The organism is Lapidilactobacillus mulanensis, from assembly GCF_003946215.1.
Classification (GTDB): Bacteria; Bacillota; Bacilli; order Lactobacillales; family Lactobacillaceae; genus Lapidilactobacillus; species Lapidilactobacillus mulanensis.
The window spans coordinates 1-21878 of record NZ_RHOW01000018.1 but is presented as its reverse complement, the minus strand read 5'-3'; the positions used below and the strand labels follow the sequence as shown (position 1 = coordinate 21878).

The 21878-nt window shown below is 39.8% G+C and carries 19 protein-coding genes, 1 other RNA gene and 2 pseudogenes; 13 read left to right on the top strand and 9 right to left on the bottom strand.

What is annotated here, in order from left to right:
• Positions 1-79 precede the first annotated feature (79 nt).
• Positions 80-1753 carry an LTA synthase family protein gene (locus EKM67_RS06065; protein WP_125578135.1) on the top strand — a complete coding sequence of 558 codons (1674 nt, stop codon included), beginning with the start codon at positions 80-82 and terminating at the stop codon, positions 1751-1753.
• 123 nt (positions 1754-1876) lie between these two features.
• On the opposite strand, the gene EKM67_RS06060 is transcribed toward EKM67_RS06065, so the two are convergent.
• Positions 1877-3244, bottom strand: coding sequence for a DUF6056 family protein (locus EKM67_RS06060; protein WP_225417326.1), 1368 nt, complete (start codon positions 3242-3244; stop codon positions 1877-1879).
• A 133-nt stretch (positions 3245-3377) separates the two neighbouring features.
• Positions 3378-4292 (bottom strand): sulfatase-like hydrolase/transferase, encoded by a 915-nt coding sequence (locus EKM67_RS06055; RefSeq protein WP_125578134.1) that lies wholly within the window; start codon positions 4290-4292, stop codon positions 3378-3380.
• 265 nt (positions 4293-4557) lie between these two features.
• Here EKM67_RS06055 and EKM67_RS06050 point away from each other — a divergent pair, with 265 nt between their 5' ends.
• A complete protein-coding gene (locus EKM67_RS06050; protein WP_125578133.1) occupies positions 4558-4905 on the top strand; it encodes a hypothetical protein in 348 nt (115 codons plus the stop codon).
• Positions 4906-4967: 62 nt separating this feature from the next.
• Here the strand turns inward: EKM67_RS06050 and EKM67_RS06045 are convergent, their stop codons facing one another.
• On the bottom strand, positions 4968-6230 hold the full coding sequence (locus tag EKM67_RS06045; protein WP_125578132.1) for an MBL fold metallo-hydrolase: 1263 nt from the start codon (positions 6228-6230) through the stop codon (positions 4968-4970).
• Between the two features lie 128 nt (positions 6231-6358).
• On the opposite strand from EKM67_RS06045, the gene EKM67_RS10780 reads away from it, so the two are divergent.
• The 3 genes from EKM67_RS10780 to EKM67_RS06035 are packed head-to-tail and all read left to right on the top strand — an operon-like array spanning position 6359 to position 6936.
• Positions 6359-6592, top strand: a complete 234-nt coding sequence (locus EKM67_RS10780; RefSeq protein WP_164506587.1) for a polymorphic toxin type 50 domain-containing protein — start codon at positions 6359-6361, stop codon at positions 6590-6592.
• Positions 6523-6696 carry a polymorphic toxin type 50 domain-containing protein gene (locus EKM67_RS10990; RefSeq protein ID WP_125578131.1) on the top strand — a complete coding sequence of 58 codons (174 nt, stop codon included), beginning with the start codon at positions 6523-6525 and terminating at the stop codon, positions 6694-6696. Before EKM67_RS10780 ends, EKM67_RS10990 begins: the two co-directional genes overlap by 70 nt.
• A gap of 3 nt (positions 6697-6699) precedes the next feature.
• A complete protein-coding gene (locus tag EKM67_RS06035) occupies positions 6700-6936 on the top strand; it encodes a hypothetical protein (RefSeq protein WP_125578130.1) in 237 nt (78 codons plus the stop codon).
• A gap of 645 nt (positions 6937-7581) precedes the next feature.
• On the opposite strand, the gene ssrA is transcribed toward EKM67_RS06035, so the two are convergent.
• Positions 7582-7949, bottom strand: a transfer-messenger RNA (tmRNA) gene (ssrA, locus tag EKM67_RS06030).
• A gap of 325 nt (positions 7950-8274) precedes the next feature.
• Between ssrA and EKM67_RS06025 the strand changes: the two genes are divergently transcribed.
• Positions 8275-8466, top strand: a complete 192-nt coding sequence (locus EKM67_RS06025) for a type II toxin-antitoxin system HicA family toxin (protein ID WP_125578129.1) — start codon at positions 8275-8277, stop codon at positions 8464-8466.
• A 33-nt stretch (positions 8467-8499) separates the two neighbouring features.
• Complete coding sequence (locus EKM67_RS06020; protein ID WP_125578128.1) at positions 8500-8904, top strand: type II toxin-antitoxin system HicB family antitoxin; 405 nt, start codon at positions 8500-8502, stop codon at positions 8902-8904.
• Positions 8905-8976: 72 nt separating this feature from the next.
• Here the strand turns inward: EKM67_RS06020 and EKM67_RS06010 are convergent.
• Positions 8977-9753 (bottom strand): annotated as a pseudogene (locus tag EKM67_RS06010) (Cof-type HAD-IIB family hydrolase).
• Between the two features lie 244 nt (positions 9754-9997).
• On the opposite strand from EKM67_RS06010, the gene EKM67_RS06005 reads away from it, so the two are divergent.
• The 3 genes from EKM67_RS06005 to EKM67_RS05995 all read left to right on the top strand — a co-directional run bounded on the left by EKM67_RS06005 (position 9998) and on the right by EKM67_RS05995 (position 12700).
• Positions 9998-10345 carry a hypothetical protein gene (locus EKM67_RS06005; RefSeq protein WP_125578125.1) on the top strand — a complete coding sequence of 116 codons (348 nt, stop codon included), beginning with the start codon at positions 9998-10000 and terminating at the stop codon, positions 10343-10345.
• Positions 10346-10460: 115 nt separating this feature from the next.
• Complete coding sequence (locus EKM67_RS06000; RefSeq protein ID WP_125578124.1) at positions 10461-11198, top strand: response regulator transcription factor; 738 nt, start codon at positions 10461-10463, stop codon at positions 11196-11198.
• Positions 11195-12700 carry a sensor histidine kinase gene (locus EKM67_RS05995; protein ID WP_125578123.1) on the top strand — a complete coding sequence of 502 codons (1506 nt, stop codon included), beginning with the start codon at positions 11195-11197 and terminating at the stop codon, positions 12698-12700. The genes EKM67_RS06000 and EKM67_RS05995 overlap by 4 nt, the downstream gene beginning before the upstream one ends.
• Before the next feature lie 69 nt (positions 12701-12769).
• On the opposite strand, the gene EKM67_RS05990 is transcribed toward EKM67_RS05995, so the two are convergent.
• Positions 12770-14986, bottom strand: a complete 2217-nt coding sequence (locus EKM67_RS05990) for an LTA synthase family protein (protein ID WP_125578122.1) — start codon at positions 14984-14986, stop codon at positions 12770-12772.
• An 824-nt stretch (positions 14987-15810) separates the two neighbouring features.
• Here EKM67_RS05990 and EKM67_RS05985 point away from each other — a divergent pair.
• From EKM67_RS05985 to EKM67_RS05975, 3 genes are all read left to right on the top strand, one after another.
• On the top strand, positions 15811-16500 hold the full coding sequence (locus EKM67_RS05985) for a VanZ family protein (protein WP_318531161.1): 690 nt from the start codon (positions 15811-15813) through the stop codon (positions 16498-16500).
• A 125-nt stretch (positions 16501-16625) separates the two neighbouring features.
• Positions 16626-17507, top strand: coding sequence for a class II fructose-1,6-bisphosphate aldolase (fba, locus tag EKM67_RS05980; RefSeq protein ID WP_125578121.1), 882 nt, complete (start codon positions 16626-16628; stop codon positions 17505-17507).
• An 811-nt stretch (positions 17508-18318) separates the two neighbouring features.
• The gene (locus EKM67_RS05975) at positions 18319-19659 is read left to right on the top strand and encodes a glucose-6-phosphate isomerase (RefSeq protein WP_125578120.1); all 1341 of its coding nucleotides are present in this window, start codon (positions 18319-18321) and stop codon (positions 19657-19659) included.
• Positions 19660-20164: 505 nt separating this feature from the next.
• Here the strand turns inward: EKM67_RS05975 and EKM67_RS05970 are convergent.
• From EKM67_RS05970 to EKM67_RS05960, 3 genes and pseudogenes are all read right to left on the bottom strand, one after another.
• Positions 20165-20938 carry a DUF1829 domain-containing protein gene (locus EKM67_RS05970; protein WP_125578119.1) on the bottom strand — a complete coding sequence of 258 codons (774 nt, stop codon included), beginning with the start codon at positions 20936-20938 and terminating at the stop codon, positions 20165-20167.
• A 32-nt stretch (positions 20939-20970) separates the two neighbouring features.
• Positions 20971-21414, bottom strand: coding sequence for a DUF6978 family protein (locus tag EKM67_RS05965; RefSeq protein ID WP_125578118.1), 444 nt, complete (start codon positions 21412-21414; stop codon positions 20971-20973).
• A gap of 164 nt (positions 21415-21578) precedes the next feature.
• A pseudogene (locus EKM67_RS05960) lies at positions 21579-21815 on the bottom strand (DUF5067 domain-containing protein); the annotation flags it as partial.
• Between the last annotated feature and the right edge of the window lie 63 nt (positions 21816-21878).

The following is a 21878-nucleotide window of genomic DNA, read 5'->3' as shown; positions in this document are numbered from 1 at the left end:
AAATTAGACCGTAAGTCGTTTTTCAACAATTCAGACTACGAATCTAGGGTTAATATTAAATGAAATCGGGAATGTTTGAATGCCAAAATTGAATGGGTCAAGGCAAAATATAAATATTTTTTCTTGGTTAACTATTATAAAATTTTTCCTCATCGGTATATTAATAGTCATTCCTAATATACTGAATCATACATATTATGAGTTAGCTTTAGAACTTTTTGAAGTTGGGATAGTTATTTCAATTTCTCAAGTGCCATTGAAATATTTTAAATATCCTGCTTATTTAATAAGTTCAATTCTCTTCTTGATTATCATTGCACAGGAATGGGTCAAGTTGTTTTCTGGGACGTTCACGACTAAAACAATGCTTGAAAATATTAACAATGTCCACGCATTGGGTCCCAGTTTGCCTAAGTATGTCGTTTTAACTATTATTGTGATTCTAATTGCTTTTCTCCCGATGAGATTTAATCTGTTAAAAAAACATAGTTTCCTTGCTATGGGCTCAATTGTGATGAGTATACTCGCTGTTATTGCAATCTTTATTTTTAAGCCAAATACAGCACTTGCTGGAACCTATGCTTTAATCAAAGATTACCAGAAAGATTATCAGATCGAACAGGCTATGGAGACAACGAATCAAGCAAAAATTTTAAAAGCTTTTAAAAATAAAAGCGTTAAAGACGGAATAGACGCAAATCTTGATCATATGAATGTAATCATTATTTTTGCCGAGGGGACCTCACGAAGAGTCATTGAGGATGATAAATATCCTAATTTGATGCCTGCAGTAAATAAATTTGCTGACGAATCAATTGATGTGAGAAATTATTATAATCATACTGCCCCTACTTATCGAGGGCTTCGTGGGCAGCTTTACTCCAGTTACCAGTTTAATGAGGGTTATGAAGGCGCGACTACGGCTAAACAAATGAAAAAGCGGTTAGATACTAAACTGATTGGTTTGCCAGAAATTCTCAGTAAAAATGGGTATGTTACCAAGATGATCAATGCAGAACCTAAGCACAAGCAATTCACGCCTTATCTTAAAAATCTTGGTTTTGATAGTGTTATTTCCGGAAATAAGAGCCAGTGGCAAGGTAGTGGTGCTGATACTTTCTTACCTGATAAAGATAATCTGAATTTGTTGTTCGAACAGGCCAATGCTTTAAGTCAAAAGAACAGAAAGTTTATGCTCGCCACGTACACGTTCCAAACACATAATGGCTGGGATACAGATAGCAAGTACGGTGATGGGAAAAATCCAGTTCTCAATAAATTTCATAATTTCGATGAAGCTTTTAGTTCGTTTTATGATAGTTTTGAAAATAGTGATCTTAAAGATAATACCATCTTGATCTTAACAACGGATCATGCCAGCTATGCAGCGCCAGAATATGCGAATACCTTTGATGATCAACGTACAGCATTTGCATCAACCGTGCCATTGATGATCAAGTATCCCAATAGTAAACATCAAGAAGTCGATGCGAAAGGCAGAAATTCACTTCTGTTGACACCAACCATCCTAGACATGCTAAATCTTGAAAATGAAGAGAATTACTTCTTAGGAACTTCTCTATTTACAAACAATGTTAGTAAATATGAACATACAACAGAGGTAGGGTCGGATTTTTACGATACAACCGATAACAAATTGATGGAATTACCGCCGGACAAACAATCTATTAAGGACGAAATTCTTAAATATGATTCGATTTCCTTGAATATGAAAAAAGTAAAAGGTGAGTAGACAAACAAATTAATTCAAATTTAAAAGATGATCACTTATTTAGTGATCATCTTTTCGGGCTTCCGCACTTTTGGCTTAACCAATAGCTTAAAGTATTGAAGCTTTTTATATTGGGGAATCGGACTAGTTATTTAAGACTGTGACGATCAGAGTTAATATTCCGATGACGGTTGTGCTCGCTGTGACCAACTGGATCTGGCTCGAATTTAACTTTCTAATTTCTTGTTTCCAAAGCATTAGAACTAGAATTATAGCGACGACAAAAACAAGATAATAGGTTCTTAATCCAGAGGCCCACACGGTAGGCGAGAAGCCAAGGATTAATCTTGAACCGAAAGCCATCAATATTAGGACAATGGCGAATATTGCTTCATGCTTGTTGGTAAATGACGTGAACAAGCTGATGCAAAGAAATAATAATAAACTTAAGATAGTTAGTGTGGCCAGCCATGTTCCGGGGTGTAGAAGCGATAAGTCCGTTCCGGTTCTTGAAAAAAGTTTATCAATACCATTACTGTCCCAAATCATGTTTTGTTGACTCCCAGTGTTAAGGAAGCTGGGTTTCATTGTTTTTCCGAGAAAGATCAACAGATTTAATGAGAGAGGAGTTAGCGATATGAGACGTAGGTAATAATTTTTAGTATTTTGGTAGCCAGCGATTGCAATCAAGGCAAATAATGCCCCGAACAGTATGTTAGTATCGAAAAAGAACGGTTTACCGAAGGAAGAAATTCCCAGGTCAATCTTGTTAACAATCGAAAAATGCTCATATCCTGGAAACCAACGGATCACTTCTTTGTTAAACCGAATAAGGTTGCCTGGGGTTGTAATTGAAAAGAATAATTCAGCAAAACTTATCAGCGATAAAGGAAGTAATTGAATTGGGTAATGTTTTGTTGTTGTTTTAATATACACGGAAACAATCAAGGTTAAGACGAAAAAACAAAGATTTATTTGTTCTTGATTGGCAGCAAAAACAAGCAATACTGTGCTAAATATAAGTATATAAGGGGATGCTTTTTTCTTTTTTATAGTCTGGTAGAAGGGATAAAATGCGAGCAATGCTGCAAGCGTCGGCCATGAATAATTTAGTGTTGTCGCAATCCAACCAGCTTCGTTCATAATCATTAGGGGCATCAGGAAGTATAATGCAGCCGTAAGCAACAACTTCTTTGGTTCCAAGCTGCCAAACACAAATTTGTAAATTATTATAATCGTACCAAGCATGACTATGGTATTTATAAATTGCCAAAGCAAAAAGTTCTTTGCAAAAAACATGACAAAAAATTCAATGACCAATCTCGAGCTCCAACTATGGTAATGATCGACGGTCGCTCCCCAGTAACCCATGGTGTTTGCACGATGAATATAGCCCAAATCGTCATTCTTAAGTGTAGGAACGTATAAGTTAAAAAGTAACAGTACAATACCCAAACCTAATGTAACCAATATAATTTCTCTATTACTGCGTTTAATGTTACTACTTTTCAAAATGATCACCTCAATGGATAATTTTGCTAATAATCTTTTCTAGACCGAAATTGAATGGTATTAAATAATGTGTGAGAAACTATTTACAACGGTTTCTCACACATTATTATTTGATCAGTGGAGATCGTGAAATTCATTTTTTAGTTGACATGAACTTGGTGTTTTCAAGATAGTGATTTCCCTTAGTTAAATCGTATTGGACGAGTTGTAAATCATGTAAGAGATTTTTTTGATTTTTAGTGAGGGAGTTGTATTTGAGCGTCTTTTGTTGCTGTGTAATAAATTCATAGTTTTCTTCCGTGGTATCACCCGCCGCGGTATTATTAATGATCGATTGCTGTGTAATCACAGGTAGTTTCTCTTGAACTGCGGTTAGTAGGGCTGCATACGGTGATACCTTTGAGTTGGTTTGCTTGAGAATTAGCGAAGTGAAATCATTAGTTCCAGCTATTTTTACTGAGTTAAGCCGTTTAGTGTGAAGATGCTCGCGACTATATTTATTCGAGTAGATGAAAAAATTCGTTTCATGCATCTTCAAACCATATTGTGATAAATACGATGTTGAAATAATCGCTGGATAATGGTCTCCATAAAATACCACTGAAATTGGCTTATTAATCTTGTCAATCGATGTTATGAAAGATTTAACGGCCTGATCAGTATAACTGACCCCCTTCGTATAAGTGCTGAATGCATTTAATTCAGTTTCTGTATTCATGACCCCGCTCTTGATTTTACCAGTATATTCATTATTTGAATAATAATTATTATAGGGCATATGGTTTTGCATTGTAATCAAGTTAATAAACTGGCCACCGTTTTGCTTATTAATTTGATTGAGCGTATTTTTATAGGCAGTTTTATCAGATAGATAAGGGTTATTGCCGATTTTGGTTTGATTTGTAATTTTATAATGGCTTCCTAAATAATGGAATGCATTAAAACCCATTTTTTTATAAACTGCGGGCCGGCTATAATAGAATCCATAATAGGGATGAATCGCGCTCGAATAATTAAACTGGCCATTAATGGCATCAACATGCGTCATAGATGGAACAACGAATGAATACTGAAAAGTTTCTGCTGATTTTATTTTTCAATAAATTTATCTCCTAGAAAAAATAGATGTTGAACGTTATTATACTACAAAGTGAGTTGTGGCGAATTATTCATTGGAGATATTAATACGTTACTTAAATATTCTTCCAAACTAAATGACTGGGTGAGTAAACGGTTGGTTGAATTTGACGCGTTTTCAACAAGCGTACGCTTCGGTTTGGGCGGATCCGTTTGTACAGGGGTACTATTGTCATTTGATTGTGGATATTTGGGTTCGCGGTGAGTTCAATCAATCTTTGCGACATTTTGAGGGGACGGCTGCGCATCGTGAGCGAATACTTTCGCTTCATTATCAGGATTTCCATAGTTTGAATGCTATTTTGAAAAAAGAGTATCAATTGAGTCCACCTAACTTTGTGCTACCTGTGAGTTGTCCTGTTTTTGAAATTGATGCGAGTTATTTACCGAGTCTTTTAAATGATTTAAAGGCTGATTTTAGCGATGTTGAACAGCCGTTAAGGGGATTAAGGGGATTCATACTCAAGCACAGATCAAAGCTTACCTCGAGGCTGCTATCGTGGCATATGAGCGTGTGGCCTTGATTGGGTCGTAATTTTACGGATAAACGAAAAAAGAAGCCGAATTTCGGCTTCTTTTTTTAATATTAATCAAATTCGTAATACAAGTCTAATTCTGGCAACCAGGCTTCACTCCGCGTGGTTTTGAGTTGGTCGGCTAATAATTCTGGTTTGAAACTGTGCCACGGAACTGTATAACGGGCACTAATTTTGTTGGCCAAATCGAAAATGTCTTGTTTCGATGCATGTCCACTAGCACCCATTGGGACGAAATCGAGCTTTTGCGTTGCCAGAATTTTTTGTAGTTCGGCAAAATGTGGATCGTAATCGCCGAGTGGTTCGCCGTTAAAGTGTAGATAAACGCCATCACGGAATTCTGTGAGCCGGTCATGTTTTTGCCACGAATTTTGGACGACAAATTTCCGGGGAGTTTGTTGTAATTCAGCCATTAAATCTTGCCAGTGCAAATTGAATTCTGTTGCTGGTTGATCAGTCGCGACAACTTGATAAACGGTTGCTTCGGGTGCAAATGTACGAATGATTTTCGCGTAATTGTCTTCCCAAACGATCGGACGGTTGGCAACCAGGGCGGCAGAATTGAAGTTGATCAGTCGCTCAACGTTGCGTGGATAAGGATTGATGATCAATGTCGATTGAATGCTGGCCATTTCCTCTTCGAGCAGCGGTACCAGATCCTGTTCTTGATAAACGGGTTCCGAGGTGTTGTTGGCGACGACTAAAGGCTGTTCGGTGGCGAAGCTGTAGGTAGTCGCTTCAGATAAATACACGAGCAGTTTGTTGGCGACGAGATCGGACCAACGGGTGACGCGATCCTGATGGGGGCCATTGATGCGCACGTCGCCAGAATGGAGAAACTTGTGCTCGTCATCATCAACGAGAAACGCCATTGGTCCAATCGTATCATGATCGCTGAGAAAACCAGTCACACTCAATGAGCCGACCTGAATTTTTTCTTGATCAGCCAATGCGTGCAAATTTTCGACGGGTGCTTCAACACCTTCAGCTATTAAAACTTCGTATAGTTTTTTAGCGTCGCTGGATAAATAAATGGGAATTTCATGTGCCTGTAAATATTTCAGCGCGCCCATATGATCGATGTGTAAATGAGAAATAAAAATCGCCTGGTGGGCAAATTTCTGAGCCTGGTCGGGCAATAATAAATCTGGCAAGTGGGGAAGATCATGGTCATCGATGGCTTGCTGGATGGTTTTGTCATCGAAATTAGAAGCAATTCCGAAGTCCATGATCACGCGACTGTCGCCGTTGACGAATTCAACAATGTTGCCGCCGATCGTGTTCAGACCATTTAAGAAACGTAAAGTTGTCATTGAAAAACTCCTTTGATTAATCACACTAAAAACTATTTTCGAGCAGTAGACCAGTTTACCGCAAAAATCGGTAAATCACAAATCGACAGTCGAAAAGCATTCCAGATTTTTTAGGTGGGTGGTTCTCCGTGAATAACAAGCCGACACGTTCGTACTTTTTTAGGGCATATCGCCTGAAACAAGGTATAATCAAATTAATTTTTGAAAAGCAATCCGCACACATGGATTTTGATAATGAAAATAGAAAGAGCCATTTTTCAGATGATGTCAATGTTCAAGAATTGTTTGATAAGTGTGCTGGTACTGGAAAAGTCGGAAAAGACCGTTATGGTGTCGAAGAAATACTGAAATTGTCTATCTAAAATATGATATTGGTATTGAAGGCAGTACGGGAAATAAAGTGTCCGGCATTCAGATTCATCATTCCAAGCAACGAACACATATTGTGCCTCAAAGAAGGGAGTAAATCATGCACTTATATCCGTACCTAGATAAGAATGTGGAAATCAAATTTGACGATGAAACCGTCTATGGTAAGGTAGTCGGCTACACTTCAGCTGATGACAATGAGCCCGATGACGCTGGAAACTATGGTGGAGAATACGTTACAATTAAGGTAAGCCAGCCCACAGGACATTTTGAAGTAGGTGAGCAATTTTCCGCCTTTCTCTACGAAATAAAATCAATCAAAGCGACTGGCATTTAGCACCCAAACAATTAACGTTGAATGAGTGCTATTTTTATACTCAAAATATGGCGATCTATTGTGTCTAAGCAGTTTCGAATAAATAAATATTGGTACATTAAAATTACTTCTTTGCGATAATAGGACACTACCTTTTCAGCGGATGATTATAGTATTGCTGCTGATTACGGGTCGACAGCAGACGTGCTTGGATAAAAAAACACTACTCAAAATTATGAGTAGTGGCATGCATCCGCGGGGAGCTGTTGTTATCTGTATTATTTTATCTGTATCATAAAATGACTATGTTCTAAAATGCTGGTTGCCATAATGGTTGCCATTCTATGACTTTATGCATTTTGCCAAAAGTTTATAAAGACTGATTTGACAGCGTTTTGAGGCCATATAATGACTGATAAATCTATAAATATGGAAATCCAAAAAAATAGCCCCAATTGAGGGCTATTTTTATTCCGGTCGAATGACATAGCTAGGGAAGCTTTAACAGCTGAAATGGTCAATATAATAGCTACTCACTCTTGTCCAGAATTTGTCCAGAATGGTTTAACTTTCTAGTGTTTTTTAATACATTTTACAAAAATAGAAACCTGCTAAATGTTGATTTAGCAAGGTTTCTATTTTTATAAATCTTTCTAATACATATTAATATGGAGATGAGGGGAATTGAACCCCTGTCCATGCATACTGCCACGTCAACGTCTACATTCATAGCGATGTTATTTAGGATTTAATTATCATCGCGCGCCACACCACAGGGCTAACCGATAATAACGAGCTTGATGATCTCTTCTTGTCCGTTCAAACGGGACGAACAAGCGTAGCCTATGATTTTGAGACCCAAAATCCGAGTTCTAGGCTAACCCGGCAGGATCACGCGAGCTGGTTTTTAGGCAGCTACCGCGTAAGAAACTTTATTATTGTTTGCAGTTAAATAACTGTAACGTTTTTACGTAGACGTAACCTACGGAATGCAATTCACGCTCAGACACACATGTCGAATCCAGAACATCCCCGTAACAGTAGTCATTATATCATGTTTCGGATGTTTTTGGAACCGACACGAATTATTGATAGTCAATGGATTTTTGGAAAATTAATTGACTATGAAAAGGATTTTACAATTTATTTGGTAACTAAATAATAGAAAAACTAATCAATGAGTATGACGTGTGTTACGACACTCGGATCAAATACAGCAGAAATTAAGTTGATTGTCAGCTGTAATATCTAGTTGTAAAATGGTGAATTTATTCATGTGGTTCTACCAAAAATAAGTATAAAGTATTTACCAATCAATCAATTATATGTATAATATAAGTATAGAAAGAGGAAAAGCAGATGCCCATGAAACCTGAGAAGCTTGAAAAACTTGTTTTGAGGCAAGGATTTAAGCTAGTTGCAAATAAAGGTAAAGGGAGTCACAGACGTTATCAACACCCTGATGGTCGAACAACGGAGATTAATTTTCATTCGAAGGAAATTAGAAAAGGAACTCAAGAAAAAATATTTAAGCAAATAGGGCTGAAATAAGCTATGTACATTTTTCCTCAAAGGAGGTTTATTATGAATGACAAAATTTTAGTTTATCCAACGATCTTCGCCGAATTCCATGATGATGGAGATTATTTTACAGTGACTAGTCCGAATATTCCTGGGATGATCACACAAGGCCAAACGCGGCAGGATGCTGCAATTGAAGCAATTGACGCAATTGCGACCATGCTTGACGGTGAAAATTACCCGGTTACACAGGATCCGAGTCAGTGGAAATTGGCTAACAGTGAATCGATTGTTTATATCACGGTAAATATGAGCGAATGGTATCGTGCAAAAGAACGTGCGTTAAAAACGAAAGCTGTTAGACGAACAATTACGTTGCCCGAGTATTTGAATGATCTGGCTAAGAATAGAGGCATCAATGTTTCGCGGGTCGCCAGTGAGGCTTTGGAAAAAGTATTAGAAGGCTAATTTGAGGATCGATGTGAAAAGAATAGAAGCCTGACTCAATATTTTTGAGTCAGGCTTCTATTCGATTACGTGTTAAATCAGTTTAAAGTGTTTCAGTCCATTAATAATGCCGCCATCAATATTACTATCAGTCACAAATTCGGCAACTTTTTTAACTTCTTTCAGGCCATTACCCATGGCAACGGGGTGGTCAACGTATTTCAACATGCTGAGATCGTTCGGGCCATCGCCGAAACCTTACGTTGGCAGGCCGTCGAGTTCGAGATCTTTGACTAGTTCCTTAATGCCGTTCATTTTCGAGATGCCGCTTTTGACGGTGTCGATCGAAAACGGACTGTTGCGGTAATAAGTCAGTTGGGGAAAGCGTTCATGGTAATAATGGTCGTTGCTTTTCGTGAGCAGCAGTAGCATTAAGATTTCATTGTGCAAGTAGAAATCTGGTTGCGCTTCGGGAATCGGCGTGTGGATCAGGCGATAGGCGGCGTTGATATTCTCGTCGTCTTTTGAAGCCTTGATTTGATCCGTGGTATAAAATGAAACGGCGTCACCCAGCTCGTTGGAAAGTTTAACAACCTGATCGACCAGCTCAGTGTCAATTTTACCTTCGAAAACAGGGCGGTGGTCGTGTTCGAGATAGCTACCGTTGAGGCTGATGAAAGTATCGATGCCCGTCATTTCGCGAGCGCCGACAATTTCTAGTGGTGAACGGCCAGTATTGATGACGGGCAAGTAACCATTAGCACGCAATTGATGAACGGCTTGACCGACGTCGGGATCAACGGCGGAATTTGCATTTAAAAGTGTGCCATCTAAGTCGAAGAAGACGACACCTTGATAATTAGTTTTCAATAGATATGACCTCCAATATTTCTCCCTTTTATCTTAACAAACTTTGGGGAAGAGGTACACTGTCTGGTTGCGCGCCGTTATCTAAAAGCTTTGCATCGCGCTGTGATTCAAGTAAAATATAAATTAATGAATTCGAGTCAAGCTCGTGTAAAAAATGATATACTAATAGTGTTTAAATGGGTTTATTTGTGAAGTTGATCCAAGTATTGATTATCAGTGACAATAGTGTTTGTGGAGGTTGCTCATGATTTATCTGATCAGTGGTTTACTTATTTTCTCGATGGGACTATTTTACTTAGTTCACCCGGCGAAATCGCCGGATCATCTTTATAGTTATAGTTCTAATTTAGCAACGGCGACGACGAGTGGGTTTTATTTAGCACAACGTTGGTGTCGGAATGCATTTTTGGTCGTTGGTGCCGCAGAATTATTGTTGGGAGTCGCGATCAATTATTTCCATCTGAATCATTTCGATGGGCTGTGGACGTTGACCGTTTATGCGGCCGTCGCCATTATCTTTGTGCACACAGAAATTAAACTGCGCCATTATCTAATGCGAATTGGGCAATTACCAGCTGCCTATCAGAAATAACATCAAGATTTTTTCACAATTGACACATTATTGAAACCTTTTCGCTTTTTCAGTGAAAATGCATTATTTGGTGTACGTAACGTCTATAATATAAATCACAGGATGTGGGGTAACTATGAAAATATTAATGATCGAAGATAATACATCAGTTTCAGAAATGATGGGAATGTTTTTTCAAAAAGAGAAATGGGAAGTCGAATTTGCCTATGATGGCAACGAGGCAACCGATAAATTCAACGCCGATCCCGAGAGTTGGGATATGATCACGCTGGATTTAAACTTGCCTGGCAAGGATGGCATGCAAGTGGCCAAAGAAATCCGCGAAGTTTCTAAAACCGTGCCGATCATCATGTTGACGGCGCGTGATAGCGAAAGTGATCAGGTTTTAGGCTTAGATTTAGGTGCGGATGATTATGTCACTAAGCCGTTCAGTCCAATCACACTAATTGCGCGGATCAAGGCGATTCATCGTCGTGCTGATTTATCGACCAACGGTAATTCTGACGATGATGATACACCAACGCTCAATCAAGGTGAGTTTGATGTGACCACGGATCATTTCAAGTTAAGTTCGAACACGCGCGAGGCTTTTTTGAATGGTAAGGAAATTCCCGGTCTCACGCCGAAGGAATTCGATTTATTAAAGACGCTTGCGAAGAAACCACGTCAGGTTTTCTCACGGGAACAATTATTGGAACTCGTTTGGGATTATGAATATTACGGTGATGAACGCACAGTTGATGCGCACATCAAGAAATTGCGTCAGAAAATTGAAAAAGTCGGACCGCAGATCATTCAAACAGTTTGGGGTGTCGGCTATAAATTTGACGACTCGGAAGCGGGAATTGAATGAAACTTATCTATCAGCAGATGTTGGGATTTTTCTTGGTGATCTTCACCACTTTGTTGATCGTCAGCGCTGCTATTATCAATTATAACAATCGCCAAGCTTATGAAACGACTTGGAACCAATTGGAAGGTTACGCCAGTAAATTTGGTGCACTTTTTACGCAAACGGATCCGCAGACAGGCTCATATCAGTCGATGTCAACGGATTTTTTAGACGAGGTCAAATATGTGCTTAGTGACGACCAAGTTTATTACGCAATTTTCAACGAGGACAACGCCCAGATCTATCCAACTTCTGAAGGCGCGTCGGTCGATCTCAAGTTAGATGCGGCCACTTGGAAGAAATTGAAACGCGGCCAGATCGTGCGTGCGCAAACTAATCGCACCCAAAACCAGGGACCAAAAATTGGTGGCGGTGAATTAGCCTATGTCATCTATCCTTGGTTTAACAGCAATAAAGAATTCGTCGGCGCCATGTATATTGGCTCGCGAGTCACGCGGATCAAGTCGACATTGCGCGAAATGGAGAATAATTTACTCGTTGCGTTGGGTATTTCTCTGTTGGTTGCTTTAGCAATTAGTTTTGTGCTCGCTCGTTTTCACGTTCGTCGGATCAATCGGTTGCGGCAAGCGACGCGAACGGTTGCCAGCGGCAATTTCGATGTCGAATTAGTTTCCAATGGTCGCGATGAAATCGATGATTTGGCGACCGATTTTAACGGGATGGTCTTGTCGTTGAATGAGTCCAATCGCGAAATCGCCCGGCAAGAACAGCGGCGGCGTGAATTCATGGCCAATGCAGCCCACGAAATGCGGACGCCTTTGACGACGATCAACGGTTTGCTGGAAGGCTTGGCGTACGATGCGATTCCCGAAGAGGCTAAGGGGAAGAGTATTGAGTTGATGCAAAAGGAAACTCAACGCTTGATCCGCTTAGTGAATGAGAACCTGGATTATGAGAAGATCCGTTCTAACCAAATCATTTTAAACAAACGTGAATTTAACGGAGCCGAAGCAATCGGTAATATTGTTGAGCAGCTGACTAAAAAAGCGGCCGCGGCCGGCGATAAGTTGGTTTTGGATTCGAAAGAAAATGTGACTGTTTTTGCAGATTACGATCGTTTCATCCAGGTTATTTTCAACGTCACGCAAAACGCCATTCAGTTTACCGAGAATGGGCAGGTTACCATTGCGCTTGAACAAGTTGAAAAGGGTGTTCAGATCAAGATCAGCGACACTGGTATTGGGATGAGCGATGATCAACTGAAGAACATTTGGGAACGTTATTATAAAGCCGATCCTTCGCGGAAGAACACGAAATACGGCGAATCCGGATTGGGCCTAGCCATTGTTCATTCGTTAGTCCAGCAACACGGTGGAAAAATTGATGTGACTAGCCAGTTGAAGCATGGGAGTACCTTTACAATTTTCTTCCCAGACAAAGATCATGTGCCATTAGCTGTCGCTGCTAAAACGGCAAAGCCAAAGAAAACGCCACAAGCATAAGCATCTAAATAAAAACCAGCGTGCTAAATCAGAAATCAATTCTGATCAGCACGCTGGTTTTTTTCGTTGCTATTTTGTTTTGGAACTATTTTTTGAATTGGAATTAGTACTGGTACTAGACTTCTGACTACTTTGACTGGAACTACTCGGCTGCGAACTCGAACTCGATTCTGGTAACGTATCGATTTCGGCTTTAGGATCCGTCATTTCCGGCGCGTCCGTTTCGTAAAGATCCGTCGTCGATTTATTTCCATTCTGGCTATACAGAGAAGTCGATTGCTTGCCTAAGTCTTTGCGCGCGTCGATCAGCTTGGTAACTTGATCGAGATAGGTGTAATTATCGGGGTCAATCGGTGTGAATCCAGACGGTGTGTAGAAACGTAGCAGATTTTTCATGTTCAGTGAATCTGATAATGAAAGTGCACGGTCGACTTTCGCTTGGTCCGCGTCCAATTTTATGATCTGTTGCGGCGTCAATTCTGTCAACAACTCGCCGGTTCGATTATCATACACGCTACCTTTAGAGCCTTTGCCACCGAGAACGGTGTACTGGTTGGTCACGAAATTATTGTTCCGAAAGGCGACTAGTTGCTCATGCTTCGTCGATAATAAATCTTGGCCAAAGAAAGCATATTTCGTTGTATCAACGCCTAATAGATGCAACAGGGTAGGCAAGACGTCGATTTCGCCGCCATATTGCTTTTTAATGCCGCCTTTGAGACCATCCATGTGTAGCATGAACGGCACACGCTGTAATTGGGTGTTATCGTACGCTGTCCAGTCCGCTGGATCTTTCCCCAGTAGACTTGCCACGGACTCGTTATCTTTGTCAGAGAGGCCGTAATGGTCGCCGTAGATCATGACTAAAGTATTCTTAGAAAGACCAGACTTGTCCAAATACGCGAAGAATTCTTTGACCGCCTGATCGAGGTAATGGGCTGTGGCAAAATAATTATTGACGGCTTTATCCTTAGTTGTCGGTGTGACAAAATCGCTATCGTCGTCGGAAAGTAGGAATGGCATATGGTTCGTGACCGTAATGAATTTCGTGTAAAACGGCTGTTGCAATTGTTCCAAGTATTTGGCGCTCTCAGCAAACAACAGCTTATCTTTCAACCCGTAACCGATTTTAGCCGCGGCAGAGGTGTTGTAGTAGCTGGAATCGAAGAAATAATCATAGCCTAGATTTTTGTAGACGTGATTACGATTCCAGAAACTTCCGACGTTGCCGTGGAAAACCGCGCTACTGTAATTATCGGTCTGTTGCAAGATCGCCGGCGCCGCCTGGAACGTGTTGTCAGAACCCAGTGAGGTAAAAACAGAACCCTCTGAAAGACCGAACGTGCTCGTTTCCAGCATGTTTTCGGCATCGGAAGTCTTGCCTTGACCAACCTCATGGAAGAAATTACTGAAGCTGAGTGTGTTGGAATCATGATACAGACTGTTCAGAAACGGGGTCACGGTCTGACCGTCGATTTTCAGATCGATCAGGAATTGTTGGAAACTTTCCAGATGGATGATGATCACATTTTTACCGGCGGCTTTACCGTAATACTCGGGATTGGCGTCGACTTGATGCTCCTTGACGTAATTCAGAACGTTGTTGATATCGGTGCCGTCCGCCGAAGAACGAATCTGATTATTCTGGGCGGTTTTCATACTGTCATACACCACGAACGTGTCTAGACCAAGGTATTTAACGATGTAATTACGGTCAAATGTCCGCGTCAGTAATTGCGGGCGATTAGCTTCACTCAAGGTCAGATTAAATAGAAAAATAAAAACGGCCAGAGTAGTTGTGGTGAACGCAAATTTAGGTTTCAGTGGCCGTGGATCGATCTTAAGCCAATGACGCGCCAATAGCAGTGCAACGACGATCACATCGAGCCAGAGAAAAAGATCATACCATTGCAATAAAGAAATCGTGCTCTTACCCAGACTGGCGGAAACTTTACCCACACTCATGATCGTGTTCAGCGTCAAAAAATCGGTGAATTGCCGATAATAGAGCACATTACTGAAAAGTAGCAACGTATTCAGCAGGTAAATGGTGAACATGACGCCGTAACTTATTTTAGGCCGCTTGATGTAAAGTCCGATCGATAATAACAGCATGATGGTGCCGATCGGATTTAGAAACATCAGGAAATGTTGAAGCGGGTCTGTTGCCCCCAGCGAGAAATCAACGTAGTAGGCAAAAACAGTTTTTATCCAGAAAAGGACGGTTAGTAATGTAAAAAATCCAAGTCGCGTTTGTAAAAAGCGACCGATTTGTTGTTTTTTCAAATGGCAAACCTCACACTTATAATGTCCTTATTTTAACCCTAAACGCATCTGACAAGCAATTTTCTGAAATAAACTAGTTATTTCTTAAGAGTCTGTGGTGAAATATTATCTACCTTCGGTCGAAAGTGCTGGGGCAGGCAGTACGTTGGCTTGTGGGACCGCTTGAAGCCTTCCGAGGTTCATGGAAGTCTTCAAGCTTCGATTTGAGCTTTTGCATAAACCGCAAAATCTCGAATCGATCCACCATGTAAGGCAGGCAAAAGCGGCCCGCCAACATGGTTGTCACTGCCACGACTGCCTGCACCAGCACTTTCGACCTAAACTTAATTTAGTTTAGTGTAGGAAATGAATAACAGGGTTCCTGGAGGTGGATTATCAAGGTAGCCTTTACTTTGAATAACTAAATAAGAAAAGTGATGAATTTAAAATTTGTCGTGTACCTAAATTACCAATTCTCATTTTACGCGCGAAAAAAATATTGGTTGAATTTAGAAATGCAAATTAAATCTACAACTCTAAATATATCGATCTTGTTCGAATAGGATAGGCGAAATTTGTGGTGGGAACTGGGAGACTGCTGTGGGGACGGCTCCAAGCTTTTGGAAGAACACCAAAAGTTTTCCGCCTAAAATGTGAGCTCTTCCAAAATCGGGAAGATCTCATATTTCCCCTTTCTGTAAACTCACAAAACCCGTTCGTTAACAGAAATTCCACTGCAGTCCCAGTTCCCACCACAAATTTAGCCGGAACCGCAAAAGAATTCCCAATCATTTTTACGGTACATGCATTCGGTAGATTTCTTAAAATTTAGTTATGTCAAATTCATGGTCAAGGTATTATCAACCGAATTTGGTAGACTAGAAGGTGCACTGCAAACAGAAGGGAAGTGGCCGCTCATGTATTTACTCAGCCCGATTTATTCATATATTGTGGCACATTATGCGAATAGTTTTAATCACTTTCCCTTAGTGCGCCTCATTTTCTACAGTTTAGATAAGTCGCTGATTTATTTTCTGCTGTTCTTGCTGCTGCGCGGTATTTACTTTCTAGTTAAAAAGAAACGACCACATTGGCCTTCTGAACTTGTTTTGTGGGTATTTATTTTCTACTTACTGCTATTGCTGGCGTTGACGGTCTTTCGGGGGATTTATTTCCCGTGGCAGATCAAGATTTATTGGCAACGGCCGCGTTCGCAAATTAATTTAGTGCCGCTAGTTGAAACTTTAAAATTACGAAACGGAACTTCCAGCATCGATTTCATTTACAATCTTTACGGTAATATTGCTTGGTTTGTGCCGTTCGGCTTATTGTGGCCACTTGTGCGCAAACGGCGTGGTTTTTTTCGGACCGTTTTTGCGGGTATGCTACTTTCATTTTTGATCGAAACCGTTCAATTTTTCATTTGGACCGGGATCAGTGACATTGATGACATTATTTTCAATACCAGTGGTGCAATCGTGGGATACCTACTGTTCTGGCTGTTTCTCAAGCGTTTTGTGCCTAGAAAAGCGTGACTGGTTTTCAGAAAGATTGCCTGTTATTAAAAAGAGTTTACAAAATATTACCATTTTTTCTCAATTAATGATAATATAACTGTTGTAGGTAAAAAAATATTTTTTCTCGCAGGAGGATGTATACAATGCCATTAGTACATGGTACAGAAATTTTTCAAGCTGCTCGTAAGGGTCACTATTGCGTCGGCGCATTCAACACTAATAACTTGGAATGGACTCGCGCTATTTTAGGTGCTGCCCAAGAAAAGAACGTTCCCGTTTTGATCCAAACATCAATGGGCGCTGCTAAGTATATGGGTGGTTACGAACTTTGCCAGAAGTTGATCGAAGCAACGGTTAAGAGCATGGACATTACTGTTCCTGTTATTATCCACTTGGATCATGGTGATTACGAAGCTGCTAAAGAAGCAATTGCTGCTGGTTACAACTCAGTTATGTTTGACGGTCACGACTTACCATTTGCCGAGAACGTTGAAAAAACTAAGGAAATTGTCAAATTAGCTCATGCTAAAGGCATTTCTGTTGAAGCCGAAGTTGGTTCTATCGGTGGTGAAGAAGACGGTGTTGTTGGTGAAGGCGAATTAGCATCTGTTGAAGAAGCTAAGGAATTAGCTGCAACTGGTATCGACTTCTTAGCTGCTGGTATTGGTAACATTCATGGCCAATATCCTGCTAACTGGACTGGCTTGCACTTTGACCGCTTGAAGGAAATTGGCGAAGCAGTTGATTTGCCATTAGTTCTTCACGGTGGTTCAGGCATCCCTCAAGACCAAGTTGAAAAAGCAATTTCAATGGGTATTTCTAAGTTGAACATCAATACTGAATGCCAATTATCATTTGCTAAAGCAACTCGCGAATATATCGAAGCTGGTAAAGACCAAGAAGGCAAGGGTTACGATCCTCGTAAATTGCTTGCTCCTGGTACTAAGGCTATTGCCGATACAGTTAAAGAAATCATTGGCTGGATGGGTACTAAAGAAGTTAAAATGGTTCCTGAAGAAATCTAATTGTAATTTTAGAAAGTCTGACTTGTTAGTTGAAAAACTGACGGGTTGGGCTTTTTTTTGACGAGTGGTGAAGTTCTATCTACCTCCGGCAGATTGCTCCAGAAAACAGCGGCTGTTAGACTGTGGGGACGCTTCAAGCCAATTGAAAATCGAATTGTCTTGAAGCTCGATTTCGAGCTTTTTCCCAAGCTCTTGGAAAAATCTCGAAATCGCCCATGCTGTAAGGTGACCAAAAACGGGTCACCAACACCATTTTCACAGTAACAGCCGCTTTTTTCTTCCGCATTCTGCCTATTTTATTGCAGCTTTGAGTCGGATTTGATGCTGTGCGACTGGTTTGTAGTGGAACTTTATTTATTTGGTGACGAAAGGCGGACGTGCGAATTAAATTAGAAAATGTAAATACTGCTCTTTTCTCATTTGATTATCTATATTTGATTTCAGACCAAACCCCAGTTATTTCCAGTTAAGCTCTAAACCAGTAACGGCCGGAAGTAGATCAGCAGTCAAAGCAACACTGTTATGAAAGCCACTGAAAGTAGCACACGCTTTTAAGAAACGTAGTGTTGAAATTTTCACAGAAAAATCAGTCTCGACATTATTTCAACTTAAATTAAATCAGCAAATATATAGGTGAGCCTAAGAATCGACGGCATTCACCACGAATCCACGGTGCGAGTGACACGTTCAGAAAAAAATGAAATTTGCGCAACTAATTCATCAACATTTCTTGCAATCGGTTTGAAAAACGTCTAAAGTATTTTAGTGGAAAGAGACTTCACTTTTTGATTATTAGGAGGAAAAATTTCTAATGGCACACATTTCATTTGATAGCAGTAAACTAGGTAAATTCGTTCAAGATAACGAATTAGGCGAGATGCAGGCATTAGTTACAGCCGCTGACACTGAATTACGTCAAGGTACAGGCGCTGGTAATGATTTCCGTGGATTCATCGATTTACCTGTCGATTATGACAAGGATGAATTTGCACGCATTAAAGCTGCTGCAAAGAAAGTTCAGAGCGATTCTGAAGTTTTCGTTGCAATTGGTATTGGTGGTTCATATTTAGGCGCACGTGCAGCTGTTGATTTCTTGAGCAGCACTTTCTACAACTTATCACCAGATCGTAAAGGCCCACAAGTTTTATTTGCAGGCAATTCGATCAGCCCTAATTATTTATATGACTTAGTTGAATTGATCGGCGATCGCGATTTCAGTATCAACGTGATCTCAAAGTCTGGTACTACAACAGAACCTTCAATTGCATTCCGTGTTTTGAAAGCTAAGTTAGTTGAAAAATATGGTACTGAAGGCGCTCGTGGCCGTATTTATGCGACAACTGATCGTGCTAAAGGTGCTTTGAAGACTGAATCAGACGCTGAAGGCTACGAAGAATTCGTTGTGCCTGATGATATCGGCGGTCGTTTCTCAGTCTTGTCTGCTGTTGGTTTGTTGCCAATTGCCGTTGCTGGAATCGATATCGATCAATTGATGCAAGGTGCTGCAGATGCCCGTGATCAATATAGTGATGCTGATTTAACTAAGAACGAAGCTTATCAATATGCTGCATTACGCAACATTTTATATCGTAAAGGTTACACAACTGAATTGTTGGAAAACTACGAGCCAACTTTGCAATACTTTGGCGAATGGTGGAAGCAATTAATGGGTGAGTCTGAAGGCAAGGATCAGAAGGGGATTTATCCTTCATCTGCAAACTTCTCAACTGACTTGCATTCATTAGGCCAATACATTCAAGAAGGCCGTCGTAATTTGATGGAAACAGTTATCGAAATCGACGAACCACGTCACAATGTTGAAATCCCAACTGAAAAAGAAGATCTTGATGGCTTAGGCTATCTTGAAGGCAAATCAATGGACTTTGTCAACAGCAAAGCTTATCAAGGTGTTGTCTTGGCTCATACCGATGGTGGCGTCCCTGTCATGACCGTCCGTATTCCGAAGCAAGACGCATACACACTTGGTTACATGATTTACTTCTTCGAAATTGCCGTTGGTATTTCTGGCTACTTGAATGGCATCAACCCATTCAACCAACCAGGTGTTGAAGCATATAAGAAGAACATGTTCGCATTGCTTGGCAAACCTGGCTTCGAAGACTTAGCTAAGGATCTTAACGAACGCTTGTAGGAGTGGGGTTACAGTGTTTTACTACTAGCTTTTGTTAAAGCGTTAAAATTAATTAAATTCGGCTTGGTACACAGTTTGGTACACAGTCGACGAAAAAGGCGGCCATTTTATTGGTCGCCTTTTTGTGTATTCTCGATATAAAATGGAAACGTATGTTCTTTTTGCTTTAAAAAAATAAGCCATCAGGCATTATCATGTTCTATAAAACTATTATTAATTTCTTGATCCATTTCCACGAGAGCTTTATTCATATTTTTCAAAGTTCTTTGTTGTCCGTTCCATTATGGCGAATGCGCTTGAACGTTGCATAAAAACTTGTGTCGCCTAAATTATTTTGTAATTGAACATTTAGCTCTTAATTTGTCATAGTATTTACGTCAATAATTATTTGGGAAATCCCTGCCTAAGAATCGAACTTAGGCAGACTCACCAGAGCAGGGAAGTAATCAAAGCTGGTATAGCTACATCATTTAAATAAATTTTTAGTGGATGAGTTATTAGCCCACTATTTGGCAAGTTCTTTGACCACGCTGTTGCGCTTCGAGAATAAAACTGGCTTAATGTTTTCGGAATTAAAAAGATTGATAATTTTATTATCAACAGTATTTTCATCGTTTATAAATGTATAGAATTCAGCATTAGCTTCTACTTTTCTTGTTTGGTGGACGTCCATAGCCACTGATTTTGCGTAGTATTCGTTGTCCGGTGTGTTTACCACCCGAATGAGGCGTTCCGGGATATCTTTAAATCCAGCGATTGAAAAATCGAATCGGTGAATCATACCGGATGTGCCAATTATTGCCCGGTTTGCAATGGCCCTAATGTTGTTGTCTTCAAGGAATCCGGCAACTTCGTTAAGAAAAATAGATGATACATTCTTATTTGAAAGCATAAACATATCATTGACAAAAAGCATTGCTTGAACTAGTAGGTATTGGTTGACAGCATATTGTTCGGTAGAAGAAATTGTATACAATTCATTTGTTTCTTTGTCAAACCTAATTGCGAATGAGTTCAGCTGTTTAAGCATAAAATCCATTCGCAGTTTTGATCTCAAAATATAGATACCATCTGTTTCTAAATCATCAAGCACATATCCTGCATCACTAATCTTGATGTTGCCATTTCCGCAATCAGATGCATAGATTATCAGTGAGTCGTTATGTCTGTCATAAAAAGGCGTGTCAATTCTAATAATATTTTGATCAATATTTGAAAAATTTATATGTTTTTGATTGAATGCAGATAGGGAGTGTTCCAAGTCTTTTATTGATACCATTTATTGGACACCTTCTTTCATGTGTATACTCATCATTCTAACTGATTTGTTTTCACATTAGTATATTTTAAGAAACTTTCAAGAACTGTAAATAAACTGGTTAAATCAGAAATCTCGTCAGGTAATGGAATTGCTGTCGCATCTTTTCGTAGGTTAGATTCCAAATGGTATATGTGCATATGGTTCTGGCGTGCTATTTCACCATTTGGATTACGATGAGTTCCGTTGTTGATGTCAATTCTTATAAGATGGTCGTTGGTATCTTTGAATCTGATATGAAGGCTAAATCTATTATTATCAATGGGGTTACGGTAACGGTGAAGTTGGTATTGAACATGGTTTTGAAAATCGACTACAGGTGTATCATCCTTTATTCTTCCAATAAGCGGAGTCTCCCCAGAAATGCTTTTTTCGCAGTTCTTAAGCGACTTGATTAGCCTGTTGACCTCTTGATCAGTTAGCTTCAGAATATTCATGTGTTGGTTCTCCTTTAATACATAAGCTATATATAAATCTAAAGTCGAGTTGAAATATGTGGGCTTGTAAATGATGAAACTGGTTTAAATGGCAATATTGGTAATTTGTAAAATCCCCAGCCGAGAATCGAACTCGGATCATCACCAGAGTGGGGGTAGTTTATTTATTGTACGTTGATAGTTTTTGTGCCGATCGTGTCAAAATCAGCATTAGAAAATGATAGTTCGACAGGATTAGTGTTTTTCAGTGTGTAAATTAGAACTGTTTCGACAGTCTTACCTGGTAATAAGTTGTTGTTCAGATTGTCTTCTTGCGTTTGCAGTGGACTATTGCCGTTATCATCTAGTGCCAGCATGCCGATGTCTAAATCAACATTTGAAGTATCGGTTTTTTGTTTGAGAGTGTCAAATTTTATGTGTAAATAGAAAAGCCTCTCGTCCTTTTTTTAAAACATAGATTCTAA

Excerpts from the sequence above, each read along its gene's own strand:
- EKM67_RS06025 (WP_125578129.1), top strand. The coding sequence starts at position 8,275 with ATGCCCATGAAACCTGAGAAGCTTGAAAAACTTGTTTTGAGGCAAGGA.
- EKM67_RS06005 (WP_125578125.1), top strand. The coding sequence starts at position 9,998 with ATGATTTATCTGATCAGTGGTTTACTTATTTTCTCGATGGGACTATTT.
- EKM67_RS05995 (WP_125578123.1), top strand. The coding sequence starts at position 11,195 with ATGAAACTTATCTATCAGCAGATGTTGGGATTTTTCTTGGTGATCTTC.
- EKM67_RS05965 (WP_125578118.1), bottom strand. The coding sequence starts at position 21,414 with ATGAATATTCTGAAGCTAACTGATCAAGAGGTCAACAGGCTAATCAAG.
- EKM67_RS06055 (WP_125578134.1), bottom strand. The coding sequence starts at position 4,292 with ATGACGCATGTTGATGCCATTAATGGCCAGTTTAATTATTCGAGCGCG.
- EKM67_RS06020 (WP_125578128.1), top strand. The coding sequence starts at position 8,500 with ATGAATGACAAAATTTTAGTTTATCCAACGATCTTCGCCGAATTCCAT.
- EKM67_RS06035 (WP_125578130.1), top strand. The coding sequence starts at position 6,700 with ATGCACTTATATCCGTACCTAGATAAGAATGTGGAAATCAAATTTGAC.
- fba (WP_125578121.1), top strand. The coding sequence starts at position 16,626 with ATGCCATTAGTACATGGTACAGAAATTTTTCAAGCTGCTCGTAAGGGT.
- EKM67_RS05970 (WP_125578119.1), bottom strand. The coding sequence starts at position 20,938 with ATGGTATCAATAAAAGACTTGGAACACTCCCTATCTGCATTCAATCAA.
- EKM67_RS06065 (WP_125578135.1), top strand. The coding sequence starts at position 80 with ATGCCAAAATTGAATGGGTCAAGGCAAAATATAAATATTTTTTCTTGG.
- EKM67_RS06045 (WP_125578132.1), bottom strand. The coding sequence starts at position 6,230 with ATGACAACTTTACGTTTCTTAAATGGTCTGAACACGATCGGCGGCAAC.
- EKM67_RS06000 (WP_125578124.1), top strand. The coding sequence starts at position 10,461 with ATGAAAATATTAATGATCGAAGATAATACATCAGTTTCAGAAATGATG.
- EKM67_RS05975 (WP_125578120.1), top strand. The coding sequence starts at position 18,319 with ATGGCACACATTTCATTTGATAGCAGTAAACTAGGTAAATTCGTTCAA.
- EKM67_RS05985 (WP_318531161.1), top strand. The coding sequence starts at position 15,811 with ATGGTCAAGGTATTATCAACCGAATTTGGTAGACTAGAAGGTGCACTG.